Source organism: uncultured Maribacter sp., assembly GCF_947500985.1.
Lineage (GTDB): Bacteria > Bacteroidota > Bacteroidia > Flavobacteriales > Flavobacteriaceae > Maribacter.
Genome location: NZ_CANMTX010000005.1, coordinates 202,121 through 222,221, shown reverse-complemented (window position 1 = coordinate 222,221; position 20,101 = coordinate 202,121). Strand labels below are relative to the sequence as shown.

Below are 20,101 nucleotides of genomic sequence, written 5' to 3'. Positions count from 1 at the left end.
CAATTACTAGTTATCAGTTTATAATTTTCTATTTTTGATGAACCTAATACAATTTTCTTTTGGATAATCTTTACAAACAGCAATCGCTCATTTTCAAATATATACTCTATGTTGTAGCTGTTGCATTTATTGTTTTTTTCTTGCCTAAGGGAGGGAAGTTTAAATATGAATTTCAAAAAGGGAAGCCTTGGCAATTTGAAAATCTATATGCCCCTTTTGATTTTTCTATTCAGAAAACTGATACTGAAATAGCAAAAGAAAAACAAGTAATAGAAAGTAATCAATTACCATATTACAGATATGATCAGGCTGAGGTAACTAAAGTTTCAGCAGAATTTGAGCAAAAGTTCGAAGATAAATGGGGAGGAACCGCACTTGGAGAAAATCAGAAAGCAAGATTAAAATATTTTTCAAAAGTAGTATTAGACTCCGTTTATGCTAAGGGAATTTTGCAAAACAATGGTAAGCAGGTTCAACGTAGTTTTATTTATTTAGTAAAGGATAATGAGGCAAGAAAAGTAAGGGTTTCAGATTTTTTTAGAGTAAATGAGATTAATAAATTGGTGCGTCAAGTACTCGCTGATAATAACTTATCGGCATTTGAGAAAGATACGCAAGCATTGTTTTTCGATATTATAGCTCCTAATGTCAGTTTTGACAACAATCTCACTCAAAAAGCTAGAAATGAGGCTTTATCCAAATTATCATATACAAGAGGCACGGTTGATCAAGGGCGATTAATAATCGCTAAAGGTGAAGTTGTCGAAGCTGAAAATTTAAAGATATTAGAGTCGTTAAAGTCTGAATATGAGTCTGAATTATGGACGGCTAGTAACTATTATTACATATTAATAGGTTACACCGTTCTTGTTGCTTTGGTACTTATTATGCTGTTTTTGTTTTTGAAAAAATATAGAAGAACGGTATATGATAACAATGTCAAAGTAACCTTTATCTTTTTCAATATTCTGTTGATGGTTTTTATAACCACCATGGTTATAAAATATAATGACCAATTAGTATTTGTGGTTCCGTTGTGTATTCTTCCATTAATTCTGAAAACGTTTTTTGATGCTAGACTGGGCTTATTCGTGCATGTACTGACTATCTTAATTTTGGGTTTTGTAGTGCCCAACAGTTTTGAATATATATTCTTGCAGATAATTACAGGTATAGTAACCATACTTACTGTATCTGAGCTGTATAAAAGAGCAAATCTTTTTGTGAGTGTAGGTCAGATTACACTTATTTATATTATAGGGTATTTAGCTTTTCATACGATACATGAAGGCGATTTAAGTGATATTGAGTGGTATACTTTAGGACTTTTTCTTTTGAACGGAATGATTACTCTTTTTGTGCAGCCGCTAATCTATATTTATGAAAAACTCTTTGGTCTAGTGTCAGATGTGTCGCTGTTAGAGTTGTCAGATACCAATTCTAAGCTTTTAAAAGAATTATCTAATAAGGCTCCGGGGACATTTCATCATTCATTACAAGTAGCTAATTTGGCTGAGGCAGCGGCTAATGAAATTGGGGCTAATGCCATGTTGGTTAGGGTAGGGGCTTTATATCATGATATTGGTAAAATGAACGAACCGACTTATTTTACCGAAAATCAGGTCACCAATGTAAATCCGCATGACGAGCTGAGTCCTAAAGACAGTGCACGTATTATTATTGATCATGTAATTAAGGGGATTGAGATAGCGAGAAAGAATAATTTACCTGACCGAATTATTGATTTTATACGTTCGCATCATGGTACAACTTTGGTATTTTATTTTTACAAAAAGCAAAAAGAATTAGAAGAAGATGTAAATGAAGAAGATTTTAGATATCCAGGTCCGTTGCCATTTTCTAAAGAAACAGCAATTTTAATGATGGCAGATTCTGTAGAAGCAGCATCAAAAAGTTTGAAAAATCCAACTTTTTTAATCATTGATGAGTTTGTCGATAAGATAATTTCGGGTCAAATGAAGGCAAATCAATTTTTGAATGCAGATATCACATTCAAAGAAATTGAAAAAATCAAGAAAATCTTCAAACAAAAGTTAATAAATATCTATCATTTGCGTGTGGAATATCCTGAGTAACAGGGAGGTATTTTTTTATTAAAAAAAAACATCAAAAATAGTTGCGTAAAACGAGTTATACTTATACATTTGCATCCGCTATTTAGAGCAACAGTTCATTGAAGAATTACTGGAGAGGTGCCTGAGTGGCCGAAAGGAACGGTTTGCTAAATCGTCGTAGGTGGAAACACTTACCCAGGGTTCGAATCCCTGTCTCTCCGCAACAATGTGTTGAGAGACATATTTTTTGATAACCAATTCGGGGTGTAGCGTAGCCCGGTTATCGCGCCGCGTTTGGGACGCGGAGGTCGCAGGTTCGAATCCTGCCACCCCGACAAATTATAGTATCAATCTATACCAAAAACCTGTTAATCTTATGATTAACAGGTTTTTATGGTTTTAGGGATATCATAATAAAACAATTATATCCAAAGAACACGTCAACAATTCGGTTAACAAATTAATTTTTTAAAAAGTGTTGACCGAATTGTTAAAATTTCGCTGTTTAGGCTAAATAAATGTATCTTTAAGTGATTTGACTTTCGTCTGATAGCAATATTTCATGTTAACAAAAAGACGAAATTATGAAAACATCTTCTTCATTCAGTATTCTGTTTTGGGTAAACTTATCTAGAACAAAGAACGGCGAGGCATCTCTTTACGCACGGATTACCGTAAACGGAAAAAGGGCTGCCATCAGTTTAAATCGCAAAGTTTTAATAGCCAACTGGGATAGTGACAGAAACAAGGCAAAGGGAACCGGGCAAAAATCACGTATACTTAATACCTATCTAGACGAAACTTTTAATCAGTTATTTCAAGCCTATCAAGATTTAAAGTCCGAACATAAGGAGATAACTGCGCGGTCGATTAAAGCACGCTTCCTTGGTTTGGATGAAATCAACCGTTCGGTTATGGATATCATTTGCTATCATAATGAGGATATGAAAGGCAAGTTAAAATGGGGCACGCAAAAGAACTATTTTACTACACAGCGCTATATCTCTAACTTTATATTAAAAGCGTACAATTCTACGGATATGTTTCTAAAAGAATTAGATTATGATTTTATCATAAGGTTCGAGAAATATTTACGGGCTTACATTCCCCAAGACCATCATAAAAAATTGGGTAATAACACGGTAATGAAGCACATAGAACGCTTGAGAAAATTAATTAATTTATCTTTTAAATTAGGATGGATGGTGAGTGACCCGTTCGCTAATTTTCATGCAAAGTTTATTAAAACGGAAAGAGGCTTCTTAAGTCTATTAGAGCTTCAGGAAATAGAAAAAAAGAATTTCACTATTCCAAGATTACAGTTGGTAAGGGATTTGTTTGTGTTTAGCTGTTATACGAGTTTGAGTTATATCGACGCTATCAATCTTAGCGCCGATAATATTCGCATTGGTATTGATGGGGAACTATGGATTTATTATAACCGTGAAAAAACAACCAAGCCTATTCATATTCCTTTATTGCCAAAGGCTTTGGATATTATAGAGAAGTATAGGGATAACCAAAAAGCGATTTTACAAGGCAGGGTATTTCCCAAAATATCAAACCAGAAATTGAATTCTTATTTAAAAGAAATAGCAGACGTTTGCGGTATAGAAAAGAATCTGACGTTTCATATTGCTAGGCATACTTTTGCCACAACGGTCACCCTAAGTAACGGGATGCCTATAGAAACCGTTTCTAAATTATTGGGACATTCAAAGATAGCTACTACTCAAATTTATGCGAAGGTTATTGAACGCAAGGTAAGTGACGATATGAATCGATTAAGGAAGCATTTTAATACTATTGAATGCTAATTGGCTTCTAAAAGCTCTTAGTGACTATAATATGCTTTAAAAATAAAAATAAGGTACGTAAAAGACGAAATAGTTCGAAAGGAAGAGAAGATGAATTTTAAATTCAGGGATATCAAGTATGTTGTGAATTACTTATTACGAGAAGATAAGATACTGGTTCGCATCTTAGTTAGCCCCATTCCTCTATATTATGTAGAAAAAAATCCATTCTAGGAAAAGCGTTTTGTTAAAAAGATTTTTATGATTTATAATATGAGAATTCTACGCAAACACTTAAAAATAGATTTGAAATAAAAGTCTAACAGACTGACCTCTTCCTGTTAAACCAGACATTTTAACCCTAGATGATTTAAATGAGTATTATTTGATATCAATACTTGATCTATGAAGTATTTATTTCATCTGGCTGGGGTTTGAACCTAATGTTCTCAACCCAATGAGAATCGAGTACTTGCTGAAATTCACCTATCGTGTTGACGATTTGTGAACTTTTTATGATTTAAAATATGCTAAAATAACTCTAGGTTCCTAAATGTCTTCAAAAGTTGAGTAAAGAGTAATCTGTTCATTGATGTGAGGTAGTTTACAAATAGATATTCGGAATAAAACAATACAACTATTACTAAAATTTTGATACTACCTTATTTATTGGCTCAATTCCAAATCATTTTCATCGGACTTAATTCCAAAAACTAAAAACAAAATAGTATGATATTTCTCTTTCAGAGAAATTCTTAGCACACTGAAAGCTTTTGTTATTTGAGCTTCTACTGTTTTTGGCGAGATATTTAAATACTCCGCAATTTCAATATTAGATAAACCTTCTTTTTTGCTTAAAGAGAATATTTCCTTACATTTTGGAGGTAGTTTTTCTATTTCCTTAGAAACCAAATTTATCATTTTCTCAATAATCTTATCATCAGAGTTTTCAACTACTTCTACTAATGATTCGTAATATTTCATTTGAAGCATCATAACCGACTTATCCTTCTTATAACTATTTACAAATTCGTTATAGATAGATTTGTAAAGAAAACTTTGAATAGATAATTCAGTATTTAACTTTTTTCTATACTGCCAAGTTTTTAAAAATACGTTTTGCACAATATCCTCTGCCAACGTATGATCATTTACTAGGTTCATTGCGTAAGCATATAGTCTTCTGTGGTATTTATCCAATAGAAACATATAGGCTTTCTCATCCCCTGATTTAAGGCTTTTAATTAGCTCTGAATTTTTAGTAAAGTCCATTTTATATGAATATGAATATCACAATAATATGAATATCACAATTACGAACCAAATATTTTATGAATTTGAAGAATAATTTAAATAAAAGTAAGGGTATCGTCATTTAGCTTTGTAATACTAACGTAAACCTTCAAATTAAGTACTGTTGATGATTGATGATAAAATTCAAAATTGTCTGTTACGTTATCTAAATAATTCGGCCACAGGGCCAGATTTAGATATTTTGAATAACTGGATTCAAAACCCATCTAATGATATATTATTTAAGGAATATATTGAAACACATTTTGCAATTACTATTAGCATGAATAAACCAGACCCCTCAGAAATAAGAAAGCTACTCTTGAAGGAAATTCGAAAAGAAAAAAATATCTTTTATCACATAAAGCCAAAATCGATATTAAAGTATGCAGCTGTAGGTCTTCTTTTTTTAGGTGTCGGATATATTGTTCAAACGGAGTTTGGAAAATCTGTATTGGAAGATATTCCCAGTCCAAAGGAAGAGAGTATTACTCTAGAGTTAGAAAATGGAAATATAAAAGTTATTTCAGAAGACGGTTCTGCAAAGATTGTTGATTTTAATGGAAAAGTTGTTGGTAAGCAACATGGGGGTCAATTGATTTATTCTGATGATGCAGTTGCTTCTAAAGTATCTTACAATACCCTTACTGTACCTTATGGAAAAAGATTTGACTTGAGTCTTTCTGATGGCACAAAAGTTTATTTAAATGCGGGAACATCACTTCGATATCCTGTGAAATTTATAGAGGGTCAAATCAGACAAGTCTTTTTAAAAGGGGAAGCATATTTTGATGTAACTGAAGATAAAAAGAACCCATTTGTTGTAAACGCCTATGAGTTGAATGTGCAAGTTGTAGGTACAGAATTCAATGTTATTGCATATCCTGAGAATACCAATACTGATGTGATACTTATTGAAGGGTCTGTCGGATTATTTGAGAGTAAGGAGGAGTTTGATGTAGATAAAAATATAATGTTACAACCAGGGTTTAAAGGAAGTTTTGATAAAGAATACAAAACAGTAGACACCAAAAAAGTTAATACTACCCTTTATACTTCTTGGATAAATGGAACTATAGTTTTTAGGAACGAGCCCTTTGAGAATATTCTAAAAAGTTTAGAACGGCAGTATAACACGACTATAATAAACAATAATACCACGCTAGGGCAAGAAACATTTAATGCTAGTATTGAACTTGAAAGGGAGAGTTTAGAAGAAGTACTAAACTACTTTAATAAAGTGTATGCAATAGATTATAGAGTTGTGAATAATAAAGTAATCATAAACTAACTTAAAAACCAAAAACGCGTATGATGTAAAAGCTAATAACAATTAGAAGTAAAAAAGAATACTTAATCCGTTTTAAAAGAATAAAAAATCGGAAAATGCGCGAACATTTCCCGATTGTAAAATGTGATTAAACTCTAATGAGTTAACCACCATAAACACACTAAATATATGAAAAAAGCACTAAACCCTTTTGCTCAAAGCATTGGGGTACCAAAAATTGACTTAAAGATGAAGTTTTCCTTGTTCTTTTTATTGATAACCATGTTCTCTATGAGTGCGAATACGGCTTATTCTCAAAAAACAAAGATTTCTTTAGATATGCAAAACGTTACCGTTTCACAGGTAATAGATGAAATAGAAGTTAAAACTGAATTTAAATTCATTTTTAATACGAAAGCACTAGACTTAAAAAGGCTGGTTTCAATAAATGTCGAGAAACTTACGGTAGATAAGGTATTGAAAAAGTTATTCAATAATACGGAAACAACTTTTGAAATAGACAACAGAAAAATTCTTCTACGTCAAAAAGTGGTAAAAAAAGGATTACTTGTTGATGAATCTGCGGTAGTTACACCACAAGACTTACAGGTAAGAGGTACGATTATAGATAAAAATGGAGGTCCTTTACCTGGTGCGAACGTTCTAGAAAAGGGAACCGCCAATGGTACTCAAACTGATTTTGATGGAAACTTTACTTTAGAAGTTGCCAATGATAATGCGATTCTTGTGGTTTCTTATTTAGGTTTTTTGACCAAAGAAATATCAGTAAATGGAAAAAGTGAGATTATAATTACTTTATCAGAAGATGCTGCTGCTTTAGAGGAAGTTGTTGTAGTTGGTTACGGATCACAAAAGAAGGCCAACTTAACGGGGTCAGTAGTCAGTGTAAGCGGTGATGATATTAATAAGAGACCAATTACGCAGGGTTCGCAGGCATTGCAAGGTATAGCATCTGGTGTTCAGATTAATACCAATTCTGGAGAACCTGGTAATGATAACGCCACGATAAATATTAGGGGAGTTGGAACATTGAATGATTCAAATCCTTTAGTTTTGATAGATGGTATAGAAGGTCCTTTAAATAGTATTAATGCAAATGATATAGAAACTATCAATGTGCTTAAAGATGCGGCTTCAGCATCTATTTACGGTACTAGAGCTGCAAACGGTGTAATATTAATTACAACAAAAAGAGGAAAAACAGGTGAGCCATCAATTACGTTTAATTCATCTTATGGTGTCACATCGCCAACAGTTTTAGCCAATACGGTAACTGATACTAGAACTTATTTAGAAACCTTTGTTGATGCAGCGGAATATTCTGGTAGAACTCATCCTTTTACTCCAGAATTAATTGATGAAATTTCCGCTTTGGGTTCTAAAGACTGGTTAGGTGATTATGTTAATACAGGTTCCATAGCGAATCAAGATTTATCAATTTCTGGTGGAACTGAAAATGTTAAGTACAGGTGGTCCACAAGTTATTTAGATCAAAAAAGTTTCTTGGCTGGCGATTATTATTTAAAACGATTGAATACTCGTTTGAATCTTGATGTTAAGTTAAGTGACAAGGTAAAAATAGGAACATCTTTATCCTACGTAAATAGTGACAACAGACAGGCAACTAAAAATGATGCGCCTGCTAATAGCACTCAGCGTGGCATCCCTGAGGGTGAAGGAATAATTCCTAGTTTTTCGAGCGACGGTAATAAAGGAAGTTTTTTGTTCACTATACTTAATGTAAGTGCTCCAAACGGCTTTGTTTTTGATGAATTTGGACGATATGGTGGAACTGGTGGTGAATCATCAAGGTCTCAGCGCCACAATGTACAAGCGCTTATTGATAACCAATGGGTAGATATTAATGGGAATGAATTCTTAGGAAATGCATTTATTGAATATGAACCTGTTGATGGGTTAACTCTGAGGTATACTTCAGCAATAAACTACCAACAAGAATCATATGCAGATACGCGTTTAGAGCATGAACAATATGACAGATTTGGAAATAGAACGGCACTTAGAGAAGAGGGTAGTTTATTGATTACTAGAGAATCAACAATTCTAAACCACACAAATTGGCTACAGGCTAATTATAAAAAATCATTTGGTAATCATAATTTTAATTTATTACTAGGTGCTAATCAAGAAACTTCTGAAATTAGAAGAACAGCAACTTTTGAAAAAGGATTTGGTTCAACTTCTCTTGTAAAAGTAGGTAATGGTACGGAAGCTGTCGATATAAATAATTATGACGGAGATTGGGCTCTGCAATCAGTTTTTAGTAGATTAAATTATAACTATAAAGACAAATATTTGCTAGAAGCGAATATAAGACGTGATGGTTCGTCAAGATTTGGTTCCGAAAATAAATGGGCATCTTTTCCAGGTATATCTGCAGGATATATAGTTTCTAATGAGGATTTTTGGAAAAGCGAATTCCTAACTTATTTAAAGTTAAGAGGTTCTTGGGGTAAGTTAGGTGTACAAAGTACAAACTTGTATCCTTTTGCTTCCGAAATTCTTTTAGGGTCAGACTATAACGGGGTATCTGGAGCATCTTTAAATACTTTAGGTAATGAAGCTTTGGTATGGGAAGAAACTACAGTAACGGATTTTGGTGTTGATTTTAAGTTTTTTGGTGGAAAGGTTTCTCTTGAAACCGACTATTTCTTGAAAGAAAGTACAGGGATTTTAACAGATTTAGCAAATCCGCTTACATCAGGAGTTGATTCTAATATTTCTGTAAACGCGGCATCTATTCAAAATGAGGGTCTTGATTTGACACTTAAATTACGTCATAATTTCGGTGATTTTAAAATGTCCGCTGGGGCTAATGTGACTCATGTAAAGAATGTAGTTACTTCTGTAGATCCAAGTTTAACAAATGAAGATGATCGCAGAAGAGTAGGTCAAGGTTGGTGGATTAGAGGAGAAGCTATAAATTCTTTTTTCGGTCATGAGTTTGGCGGTATATATCAAGTAGAAGATTTTGACACAGCTGGTAATTTATTGCAGCCTTTAGATTTTAGTTGGTTAGGTAGCAACACTCCTAGACCAGGTGACATTAAATACACAGATCAGAATGGAGATGGTGCCATCAATGAAGATGATATGGTGGTAATTGGTAATCCCAACCCTGAATGGTTATATGGTTTTAATTTTGATTTTGAATATAAAGGTTTTGATTTAGGTTTATTGTTTCAAGGTATTGGAAAAGCTAATTCTTTGGTAAATAGATATACTGGTAATTTTGGTCATTCTGGCTTAAGAGAATATTGGTTAAACGGTTGGACTGAAGAGAATAGAAGTAATACGGTACCTAGAATTTTTGTTGATAGAGAAGGATGGAACGGGAATACTATAGAAGGTGTTGGTGGTTTAGCTCAAACGTCTAATTGGATTATAGATAGACAATACTTAAGACTAAAAAACGTGGTTATTGGGTATAATTTTCCAGAGAAGGTATTAGAGCAGTTATCTCTTGATAAATTTAGAATTTATGTTAGTGGGCAAAACTTATGGACGAACTCTAAGTTAGATGATTTAGATCCTGAAAGAAATGCATTTACGAATCATTTTGCTGCGACATTACCACAGGCGAAGGTAGTTACTTTGGGGCTTAATCTTAATTTTTAAATAAACGTTATGAAACTAAAATTTAATATATATATAATATTGATGCTAATTATTAGTACAGCATCATGTGAGGACGATATAGACTTATCTCCTATAAATTCAGTTGATGCAGATAGCTTTTATACTACTGCACAAAATCTAAATGCAGGTTTATTCGGTATTTATGATGGTTTACAGCTTAATGGTATGTTTGGTGATCAGGTATTACTAGATGGCCTAAGTGATAATTGTATAGTAGATGATGTCTTTAGACCTGATGTTGGCACTTTTGCAGCAGGTAATCAAGTTGAAGTTGCAGGATCGTTTATTGATTTTTATCAGGATCCTTATGTGGTTATACAACGTGCAAATTTATTGCTAGATAATGCAGATGGTATAGACGGAATAACTACCAACGATTTAGCTTTAGTTAAAGCTGAAGCCAGAAGTCTCCGTGCATTAGCATACATGAAACTTGTTTATTTATTTGGTGATGTACCACTTATTACAACATCTATAAGTAGAGAAGAATCTTTGGAAATTTCTAGAACAGATCGCGATACTATTGTCACCTTTATTTTAGAAGAATTTGCAGATGCGTCCAGTATCTTAGGTTCTAGTTCTTCCGATGGTAGGTTAACCTCACAAGCAGTTTTAGGCTTTCACTCTAAAGTAATGCTTTATGAAGCAAGACTTGGTAACAAAACATGGGCAGAGGCGCTAACGGCAATTAATAACGCGGTTACTGCTGCCGACGCAGGGGGGCATCTATTAGTGGATACTGATAATCCTGATATTGATTATAAGTCACTATTTACTGAAAGTGGTGAAGCAAATTCTGAATTTATCTTTTCTGTGAAATTTAATTCAATTGATTTGTCAGATTCTTTTCAAGAAAGATATTCATGGGATGCAGGTGTTTTAGTAATGTATGCGCATCAAAATTTTGTAGATGCTTTTAACTATGCAGACGGTACAGAATATGACCCAGCTGATAATACGTTTGTGGGTAGAGACCCTAGATTAAGTGTTAATGTAATGCATGAAGGTTTAACCTTTAATGGCCTTACTTATAACGGTACAGACGAGGGTGGTTTTGTGGGTTCTAATTCACCGGGTAGTGCAACCAATTTATTTATGTACAAATTTGTGACTACTGATTTTACGGCAAGTTTTAATCTTGGCACTCTAGATATGCCTGTTTTACGTTATGCAGATTTATTATTAATGCAAGCAGAAGCCTTAAACGAGACAGGTGCTAATGGTTTAACGGCTTTAAATTTAGTTAGAGATAGAGCAGGATTACCTAGTTTAGTAGGTCTTACCCAAGATGGTATAAGAGATGAAATTGTACACGAACGTAGAGTAGAATTAGCGTTTGAAGGTCAACGTTGGTTTGATTTAGTTACACTAGGTCTTGCTAATGATGCTATAAATGCAATAGTGGAAGAAGCCGAATTTGTAGACAGAGGATTTACAGCTAATAGAAATGAATTATTACCTCTGCCACAAATAGAGATTGAAGCAAACCCTAATTTAACACAGAATCAGGGATATAATTAGTGTAAATAAATACAAGAGATATAAAAATAGTTTGTTGAGTTAGTTTGATTAGAGCGTAGCATAAACATTTATGCTGCGCTTTTTTTACTAACCTTTCGATATCTGTTTTTCTCCAGAAAAAAATAGAGTGATTAATCATTATAAAAAAATCTATATGTTTTGTACTGACTTGTTTACTGAAATCTACAAGAAATTATTGGTAATTATGGTTTTAGGTGTTGTATTACTGTATCAAAACATATATGCGCAGAAAAAACTGTTTGTTTTTACAGGCCAATCAAATATGGCGGGTAGAGCTGAGATAGAAGAAATAGATTTTGAAAGTATACCCAATGTCTACGTTGTAGATGATACAAATAATTTTATACCCTCTCGTAATCCTTTAAACCTATATTCAAACATTAAAAAAGAAACATACAGACAACGCTTAGGACCAATTTATTCCTTTGCAAAAGCAGTACACAATGTCCATCCAAAAGATACTATTTTGTTGGTAGTTAACGCTAGAGGTGGCACAGCTATAGAACGTTTTATGAAAAACGATAGTAGTGGTTATTACGAAAAAACAATAGACCGTGTTAAAGAAGTACAAAGAAAAGAACCTTCTGCAACGCTAGAAGCTATAATCTGGCACCAAGGAGAGTCTAACAGAAATAGCTATCATAACTATCTTACAAACCTAAATAAACTTACAAGAGATTATAGAACAGACTTAAATAGTCCAAATCTTCCTTTTATATGCGGACAATTAGGGCAATGGAATCCCGAATATGAAAATATACGTAATGAGATTTCAAAAATAGAAAATACCATACCCAATTCTTTTTTGGTTTCTTCTGATGGGCTTACCAATTTTGATGAACATCATTTTAATAGTAAATCACAACGTTTATTAGGAGCACGCTATGCCAAAAAATATTTAGAAATTAAAAATCTTCCGAAACAGAAAATTCTAAACGCCACAAAAGCAAGTTCTTTTAATGCCTTAAAAGAAATGCTTTTAAAGCCAATAGATAATTATGTGATGGTAGCGGCACATCGGGGAGATTGGCGTAATGCTCCAGAAAATTCTTTACAGTCTATAGAACAAGCTATAGCGATGGGTGTTGATATTGTTGAAATTGATATTGCCGTAACTAAAGATAGCATACCTGTTTTAATGCACGATAAAACATTGGATAGAACAACCAATTGTGATGGATTGGTTAAAGATCATACCTATGCTTCTTTATCTAAATGCAAACTAAAAGATGGTATAGATGACCTTACAGGATATGATATACCAACGCTAGAGCAAGCCCTAGAAAAGATAAAAGGTAAAATTCTTTTCAATATTGATAAGGGAGAAGATCACATACCTCTGGTGTATCCCATACTTAAGAATACAGGAACTTTAGATCAAACTATTTTTAGCAGCTATTATCCCTATGAAAAACTGAGAAAACTTTCCGGTAGTTTAATTGATAGTATTCTTTACATGCCCAAAATAAAGCACGATACTAAAATACCTAAGGAATATTTAGACACTTTTTTAAAAAACACCAAGTCCGTAATTCTGCAAACAAGAGCAATAACAGAAACAGATTCATTATTAAAAATGATTCCTGACGCCAAAAATAAAGGCTTATGGTTATGGATGAATACGTTAGAGGAATTTCATAGCGCAGGGCATACCGACGAAAAAATCATGCAAGACCCTGAAACTCATTTAGGCTGGATACTGGACCAAGGGACGACTATCATTCAAACAGATAGACCTCAAGTTGTATTAGATTATTTAAGAAAAAAGCAATTGCATAATTAATTATGAATAGAATTAGAATATTCTTCATACTGGGTTTCTTTAGTATCAATACATTTTTTGCTCAACAAAAAGACAAGCCAAAATTAGTAGTAGGGATTGTTGTTGATCAAATGAGGGCAGAATACTTATATCGTTTTCAAGATAACTACTCAGAAAATGGTTTTAAACGTTTAATGCGAGAAGGCTTTAATGTAAAGAATATGCATTATAATTATATTCCGACAACAACAGGTCCGGGGCATGCATCGATTTTTACTGGTACCACCCCTGCCAATCATGGTATCGTGGCGAATGACTGGTATGATGAATCCAAAAAACAAACAGTCTATTGCGCTGAAGACGAAACGGCTTTTTTAATAGATGGGCAAAACAATTCAAAAAAGGAATTAAATAAGTACTCCCGTTCTCCAAAAAACCTTCAATCATTAACCATTACAGATGAGCTAAAATTATTTAGTAACGGCCATTCAAAGGTGATTGGTCTGTCACTTAAAGATAGGGCGTCTATTTTACCTTCGGGTCATTTGGCGGACTATGCCTTTTGGTATCATACAGAAACCGGCGATTTTATTACAAGTTCTTATTATTCAGATAGTCTTCCCAAATGGTTGCAAGAATTTAATAGGAAGCATATAGCAGATTCCTTGCTTAATCTTACTTGGGATACGCTTAAACCTATTGAAGAGTACAAGAATAGTGGTCTAGACGATGTTAGTATGGAGAAGATTTTTAAGGGGAAGAAAGACGCTACATTTCCTTATAATTTTAAAAAACTGAGAAATAAGAATGGAAATTTTGCTTTGTTAACTCAAATTCCTTTTGGTAACAGTCTTTTGACTCAGTTGGCGAAAACAACTGTTTCATCAGAAGAAATGGGTAAGGACGATGATACCGATTTTTTAACCTTAAGCTATTCAAGTACGGACTATGTAGGTCATAATTTTGGTATACGTTCTAAAGAAATTGAGGATACTTATGTTAGAATGGATAATGAGATTGCCGAACTACTCATGTATCTGGATGGCGAAGTCGGGAAAGATAATTATTTGCTCTTTTTGACCGCCGATCATGCGGCCAGCGACCATCCGGAATTTCTGAAAAAATCAAGACTGCAAGGGAAATTCTTTGATTTGAAAACTATAAAACGTCTTCTAGATACAGAGCTTACCAAATTATATGGCGAAGCTGATTATGTAGCATATATGGATGCAACACAAATTTATTTTAATGAGTCGTCAACACCTAAAGAAGAGCTTTTGAAGGGTGCACTCATCATTCTTAAATCATTTGAAGGTATAAAAGAGGTATATATACCTACACTTCATAATTCAAGAAACTTAGCCATTGATTCTTTTTTTAGGAAAAATTATAATACCAAAAATTCAGGCGATATCATTCTACAGTTTAAACCTGGTTGGATGATCAAAAGAACCGAAGGTACAACCCATGGTTCTTCATACAATGATGATACCCATGTTCCATTACTTTGGTATGGTATGAATATTCCTCAAGGGGAAACAATAACCAATTATAGTATAGATCAAATTGTACCCACATTATCAATGTTATTAAATATTCCATTGCCAAGTACTTCTTCTAGGTATCCTATAAACGAAGTATTTAAAAAATAACTTTTAGAAAAAATCAACTTAGTAAAACAGAAATGACTGAAGATTATAATCAATTTGAACAATTAAACGAAGAACAATTACCCATAGCGGAGCATAAGCTACATGGTTGGAAACATATTCTTGGGTTATATGCAGGAGAACATGTAGCAGCTACTGAATTCGTAATAGGTGCAACCTTTGTAGCTTTAGGCGCAACGACAATGGATATTATTTGGGGGCTTCTCATAGGAAATATTTTGGCAATATTAAGTTGGACGCTAATTACCTCTCCAATCGCAGTAGATACGAGAATGAGTCTTTACACCTACCTGAACAAGATTGCTGGTGATTCAATGACTAAACTCTATAATTGGGCAAATGTCTTGATATTTACGGTCATCTCGGCAGCAATGATTACGGTATCATCAACGGCAGTTCGTTTCGCTTTTGATATACCCGCACAGCTCAATTGGTACCCTACTAATGCATGGTTTGTGCTTGTTGTTTTGATTGTGGGAATTATAGTTGTTTTTGTCGCCATGTACGGTTTTAAAGCGGTGTCAGAATTCTCAAACATTTGTGCTCCTTGGCTTTTTGTAATGTTTAGTTGTGGCGCGTTGGTACTTATGCCAGCTTTAGCTGAATCTGTACTTGGAACAACAGTAATTAGTGGTTGGCAAGATTTTCTAACCATGGGTGACAAATCTATATGGACAGGTATTAATAGTGAGGGAGAACCTGGGATAGGCCTCTTAGAGGTTATCGGTTTTGCATGGGCGGCAAATACAATTACCCATTTTGGGCTCATCGATATGGCCTTATTACGCTATGCTAAAAAGAAAGAATATGGTTTAGCTACAAGTTCAGGTATGCTTTTCGGTCATTTTATTGCTTGGATATCTGCAGGTATTATGGGCGCTGGTACAGCAGTATTATTGAAAAAAAGTATTGTAGAACTAGATCCTGGAGATGTAGCCTATTACGCATTGGGCCTTTCTGGTTTTGTTATTGTAATCGTTGCGGGCTGGACGACTGCAAATGCCAACCTATATCGCGCAGGGCTAGCGGCACAGGCCATCTTTACTAGATATTCTCGCAAACAGACCACGATGGTCGTTGGTATTGTAACTGTTATCGTAGCTTGTTTTCCTTTTGTATTTTCTCAAATATTACCCTTATTAACCTATGCAGGGCTTTTAGTAGTACCTGTTGGTGCCATAGTTTTTGCGGAGCATGTTATTTTTCCGCGTATCGGTCTCACACGGTATTGGGTAAGCTATAAAAAACTGACCCATAGTACGCCAGCCGTATCTTCTTGGGGACTGGGACTAGTATTCGGTTTTGGACTGAATGCTTTAAATATCATGTCCTTCTATTATTTATTTATTCCCACTTGGATTGTTACCATTATTCTGTATACCGTATTGGCTAAAAAATCTGGAGCAGATGAAAAGTATCCTGTTGAGGAGGCAAAAGAACTTGTTCGTAACCAAGAAATAAAAAGATTCCAAAAACAACAGGCACTTCAAGAGAAACCCATACAAAAAGACCGTTCAATATTGACGAAATTGTTAAATGGTATTGCATTGGTAAGTTTGATAGTTACTATGATACTAGCGGTAATCACCATGTTTTGGAGTCCAGATATGCCAACATACGAAGCTAATCGCGATACTTTTTATACCTACGGTTTTGTTTGTACGCTTACTTATTTTGTTAGCGCTTATTTGGTTCTTGTTCGAAATAAGGCATTGCAAAAATCAATTTAGTTTAAACTTATTCAAGAATTAAAATGAAAGAAGCTACAGTATTAAAACAAGAAAACCTTAAAGGGTTATCATCTGTTATTAAAGTACCTACTTATGATAGAAGTAGGGTGAAGGCAGGTATAGTTCATATAGGAATTGGAGGTTTTCATCGGGCGCACCAAGCGTTTTATTGTGACCAGTTGTTACATGAAAATAATTCTGAACAATGGGGTATTTGTGGGGTAGCACTCTTAGAAAGAGATGAAAAAATCTACCAAACCTTAAAGGCGCAAGATGGTTTGTATACCCTTATTGTTAAAGAGCTAGATGGCAGATGGAGCCCTAGAGTTATTGGTTCTATGGTTGAATATATGTTTGCACCAGAAAATCCAAAGGCAGTTATTCATAAAATCGCAAATCCTGCCACTAAAATAGTTTCTTTGACTATTACCGAGGGTGGTTATAATATAGATGAGGCTACAGGTGAATTCAATTTAAAAAATCCGTTAGTTCAACATGATTTGGCCAATCCAGAAAACCCAAAAACAGTATTCGGTTATCTGACACAGGCACTTAAGATGCGTAAAGAAAATCAGGTTAAAGGGCTCACAATTCAATCTTGTGATAATGTACAGAGTAACGGTAAGGTTATGAAAAAGACCTTGTTTGCCTATGTAAATGAAGCACAACCCGATCTGTTAGCTTGGATGGAGAAGCATGTTTCATTCCCAGATAGTATGGTTGATCGTATTACACCAGTAACAACAAAAACTGATATTGAAAAACTTCGAAATGATTACGGAATAGAAGATGCTTGGCCTGCGGTATGTGAACCCTTTATACAATGGGTTATTGAAGATGATTTTAGTACAGGTAGGCCACATTGGGAAAATGTAGGAGCTCAATTTGTAAACGATGTAGCGCCTTTTGAAAAAATGAAACTGAGTTTATTAAATGCAGGGCATTCTGTATTAGGTATTCTAGGTGCTTTAATCGGCTATGATACTATTGATCAGGCTGTTCAAGATTCAGACCTCAATACTTTTTTAAGAGGTTTTATGGATCAAGAGGTAACGCCTACACTTAGTGATTTAGATGGGGTTAATTTAACAGAATATAAAGATTCCTTAATAGCACGTTTTGCGAATATTAATATAAAGGATCAAGTAGCTAGAATATGTTCAGAATCTTCTTCAAAAATTCCCATATTTATTTTGCCAACAGTACTAAAACAACTGCAGCAAAATGGCACGTATAATAGGGCTGCATTTGTTCTTGCAGCATGGGCAGTCTATAGTTTAGGAAAAGATGAAAAAGGCATCACTTTAGATATTATAGATGCGATGAAAGAAGAGGCTAATGAAAAAGCACAAGCCGCGCAAAAAGAGCCCAAGCTATTTTTAGAGATGAAACAAGTCTTTGGTAGTTTAAGTAACTCAAAACCTTTTGTAGATAGCTTCACAAGAAACTACAACAACATAGTTACTGATGGTATTAAAAAATCTGTAATAGCTATTAATTCCAAAACGCAAACAAAATGAATAAGATAACTTGTTTTGGTGAAGTTTTATGGGATAATTTTCCAAACTATAAAATTATTGGCGGAGCGCCCTTAAACGTTGCTTTACGATTAGAATCTTTTAAAAATAATGTTAGTATAATTAGTAGTGTTGGTGAAGATAAAGATGGTTGGGAAATAATAGATTATTTACGAAAGAATAAAATCAATATCGAAGGCTTACAGATTGATGAAAAATTTGATTCCGGTATAGTTAACGTAACATTAAATAAAGAAGGTTCTGCAAGTTATGATATCAGTTATCCGAGTGCTTGGGATAATATTAAAATAACGGAAGGAATAAAAAAACAAGTGTCTGAATCTGATGCCTTTTTGTATGGCAGTTTAGCAGCAAGAGATAAGATTTCAAGAACCACATTATATGAACTTTTAAAACTACCAGTATATAAGATACTTGATCTTAATTTAAGACCGCCTAATTATAGTTTTGAGTTGTTGTTAGACTTGATGAAGTATGCAGATTTTATAAAATTGAATAAGGATGAGCTTGATGAAATCATATCGGGGATGGGTGCTGAACTAAATAATTTAGAAGCGAGTATAGAGCTTATTTCAAAAACAACGGGTACAAAAACTATTTGTATAACAAAAGGGGGGGAAGGGTCAGTTTTATTTTTTGATACTAAATATTATTATAATTATGGTCACCAAATAAAGGTTGCTGATACTGTAGGTGCAGGAGATTCCTTTTTAGCAGGATTAATAGACAAATTATTAAAAGGAAAATCACCGCAAATAGCATTGGATTATGCTTCTGCAGTTGGAGCATGTGTAGCCAGCAAGAAGGGAGCAAATCCAGAGGTAGCTCTAACTTCTATAGCTGAATTGTTACACGATAATAACTGAAATAGTAATTAATTTTTAATCATATTTAATTAGATGAATAAGGTAGTAGTATTAACAGGGGCTGGTGGTGTTTTATGCAGTACCCTAGCGAAAGCATTAGCTAAAAAAGGATGTCAAGTTGCGGTGTTAGATTTAAATTTAGAGGCTGCCGAAGAAGTAGCGAAAGAGATTAATGATGAAGGAGGAAGATGTATTGGTGTAATGGCTAATGTTTTAGAAAAAGAATCGTTAGAAAAAGCGAAAAGGATAATTCATAAAAAGTTAGGCACCTGTGATATTTTAATAAACGGAGCAGGAGGAAACCATCCTTTAGGAACAACTTCAAATCCGTACCTTCTTGAAGAGGATTTGTTTAATACTAGGGAAGGATTTAAAACCTTTTTCGATTTAGATTCAAAAGGAATTGAATTCGTTTTCAATTTAAATTTTATTGGAACATTATTACCAACTCAGGTTTTTGCAAAAGATATGATAGGTAAAAAGGGCTGTAGCATTTTGAATATTTCATCAATGAATGCTTTTACTCCATTGACCAAAATACCGGCATATAGCGGAGCCAAAGCTGCCGTGTCCAATTTCACCCAGTGGTTGGCCGTTCATTTTTCTAAAGTTGGTATCCGTGTGAACGCTTTGGCTCCGGGATTTTTCTTGACCGATCAAAACAGAGCTCTATTAACAGAGACGGACGGGAGTTTAACCCAAAGGGGACAGCAAATTATAGATCAAACTCCAATGGGTAGATACGGAGAACCAGACGATTTAGTGAGTACCACACTTTACCTATGTGATGATGCATCAGCTTTTGTAACAGGTGTTGTCATCCCCATAGATGGCGGATTTGCCGCATATAGTGGTGTTTAATTGAAAAAATAATAAGA

12 protein-coding genes and 2 tRNA genes are annotated in these 20,101 nt (G+C 34.1%); 13 read left to right on the top strand and 1 reads right to left on the bottom strand.

From position 1 onward, the window contains the following. Positions 1-59 precede the first annotated feature (59 nt). From Q0871_RS12865 to Q0871_RS12850, 4 genes are all read left to right on the top strand, one after another. On the top strand, positions 60-2,096 hold the full coding sequence (locus tag Q0871_RS12865) for an HDIG domain-containing metalloprotein (protein WP_299324187.1): 2,037 nt from the start codon (positions 60-62) through the stop codon (positions 2,094-2,096). A gap of 111 nt (positions 2,097-2,207) precedes the next feature. Further along, positions 2,208-2,296: transfer RNA gene (locus Q0871_RS12860), tRNA-Ser, on the top strand. Between the two features lie 39 nt (positions 2,297-2,335). Next, positions 2,336-2,410 (top strand) — tRNA-Pro (locus tag Q0871_RS12855). A 249-nt stretch (positions 2,411-2,659) separates the two neighbouring features. After that, complete coding sequence (locus Q0871_RS12850; RefSeq protein WP_299324183.1) at positions 2,660-3,892, top strand: site-specific integrase; 1,233 nt, start codon at positions 2,660-2,662, stop codon at positions 3,890-3,892. Between the two features lie 645 nt (positions 3,893-4,537). On the opposite strand, the gene Q0871_RS12845 is transcribed toward Q0871_RS12850, so the two are convergent. Next, positions 4,538-5,143: an RNA polymerase sigma factor gene (locus Q0871_RS12845; RefSeq protein WP_299324181.1), complete on the bottom strand. Its 606-nt coding sequence runs from the start codon at positions 5,141-5,143 to the stop codon at positions 4,538-4,540. A 148-nt stretch (positions 5,144-5,291) separates the two neighbouring features. Here Q0871_RS12845 and Q0871_RS12840 point away from each other — a divergent pair, with 148 nt between their 5' ends. From Q0871_RS12840 to Q0871_RS12800, 9 genes are all read left to right on the top strand, one after another. After that, positions 5,292-6,455, top strand: coding sequence for a FecR family protein (locus Q0871_RS12840; RefSeq protein ID WP_299324172.1), 1,164 nt, complete (start codon positions 5,292-5,294; stop codon positions 6,453-6,455). 168 nt (positions 6,456-6,623) lie between these two features. Further along, positions 6,624-10,094: a TonB-dependent receptor gene (locus tag Q0871_RS12835; RefSeq protein WP_299324169.1), complete on the top strand. Its 3,471-nt coding sequence runs from the start codon at positions 6,624-6,626 to the stop codon at positions 10,092-10,094. A 9-nt stretch (positions 10,095-10,103) separates the two neighbouring features. Next, a complete protein-coding gene (locus Q0871_RS12830; RefSeq protein WP_299324162.1) occupies positions 10,104-11,636 on the top strand; it encodes a RagB/SusD family nutrient uptake outer membrane protein in 1,533 nt (510 codons plus the stop codon). Between the two features lie 154 nt (positions 11,637-11,790). Further along, positions 11,791-13,440: a sialate O-acetylesterase gene (locus tag Q0871_RS12825; protein ID WP_299324158.1), complete on the top strand. Its 1,650-nt coding sequence runs from the start codon at positions 11,791-11,793 to the stop codon at positions 13,438-13,440. Positions 13,441-13,442: 2 nt separating this feature from the next. Beyond that, the gene (gene pafA, locus Q0871_RS12820; protein ID WP_299324153.1) at positions 13,443-15,071 is read left to right on the top strand and encodes an alkaline phosphatase PafA; all 1,629 of its coding nucleotides are present in this window, start codon (positions 13,443-13,445) and stop codon (positions 15,069-15,071) included. A gap of 32 nt (positions 15,072-15,103) precedes the next feature. Further along, positions 15,104-16,819, top strand: coding sequence for a hypothetical protein (locus Q0871_RS12815; protein WP_299324149.1), 1,716 nt, complete (start codon positions 15,104-15,106; stop codon positions 16,817-16,819). 23 nt (positions 16,820-16,842) lie between these two features. Beyond that, positions 16,843-18,339, top strand: a complete 1,497-nt coding sequence (locus Q0871_RS12810) for a mannitol dehydrogenase family protein (protein WP_299324145.1) — start codon at positions 16,843-16,845, stop codon at positions 18,337-18,339. After that, the gene (locus Q0871_RS12805) at positions 18,336-19,223 is read left to right on the top strand and encodes a carbohydrate kinase (protein WP_299324142.1); all 888 of its coding nucleotides are present in this window, start codon (positions 18,336-18,338) and stop codon (positions 19,221-19,223) included. The genes Q0871_RS12810 and Q0871_RS12805 overlap by 4 nt, the downstream gene beginning before the upstream one ends. A gap of 33 nt (positions 19,224-19,256) precedes the next feature. Beyond that, the gene (locus Q0871_RS12800; protein WP_299324137.1) at positions 19,257-20,084 is read left to right on the top strand and encodes an SDR family oxidoreductase; all 828 of its coding nucleotides are present in this window, start codon (positions 19,257-19,259) and stop codon (positions 20,082-20,084) included. Positions 20,085-20,101 lie beyond the last annotated feature (17 nt).

What these genes read in the sequence shown, in the direction of transcription:
- Q0871_RS12840 (WP_299324172.1), top strand. Translation starts at nt 5,292, where the DNA reads ATGATTGATGATAAAATTCAAAATTGTCTGTTACGTTATCTAAATAAT.
- Q0871_RS12810 (WP_299324145.1), top strand. Translation starts at nt 16,843, where the DNA reads ATGAAAGAAGCTACAGTATTAAAACAAGAAAACCTTAAAGGGTTATCA.
- Q0871_RS12830 (WP_299324162.1), top strand. Translation starts at nt 10,104, where the DNA reads ATGAAACTAAAATTTAATATATATATAATATTGATGCTAATTATTAGT.
- pafA (WP_299324153.1), top strand. Translation starts at nt 13,443, where the DNA reads ATGAATAGAATTAGAATATTCTTCATACTGGGTTTCTTTAGTATCAAT.
- Q0871_RS12815 (WP_299324149.1), top strand. Translation starts at nt 15,104, where the DNA reads ATGACTGAAGATTATAATCAATTTGAACAATTAAACGAAGAACAATTA.
- Q0871_RS12845 (WP_299324181.1), bottom strand. Translation starts at nt 5,143, where the DNA reads ATGGACTTTACTAAAAATTCAGAGCTAATTAAAAGCCTTAAATCAGGG.
- Q0871_RS12800 (WP_299324137.1), top strand. Translation starts at nt 19,257, where the DNA reads ATGAATAAGGTAGTAGTATTAACAGGGGCTGGTGGTGTTTTATGCAGT.
- Q0871_RS12825 (WP_299324158.1), top strand. Translation starts at nt 11,791, where the DNA reads ATGTTTTGTACTGACTTGTTTACTGAAATCTACAAGAAATTATTGGTA.
- Q0871_RS12850 (WP_299324183.1), top strand. Translation starts at nt 2,660, where the DNA reads ATGAAAACATCTTCTTCATTCAGTATTCTGTTTTGGGTAAACTTATCT.
- Q0871_RS12835 (WP_299324169.1), top strand. Translation starts at nt 6,624, where the DNA reads ATGAAAAAAGCACTAAACCCTTTTGCTCAAAGCATTGGGGTACCAAAA.
- Q0871_RS12805 (WP_299324142.1), top strand. Translation starts at nt 18,336, where the DNA reads ATGAATAAGATAACTTGTTTTGGTGAAGTTTTATGGGATAATTTTCCA.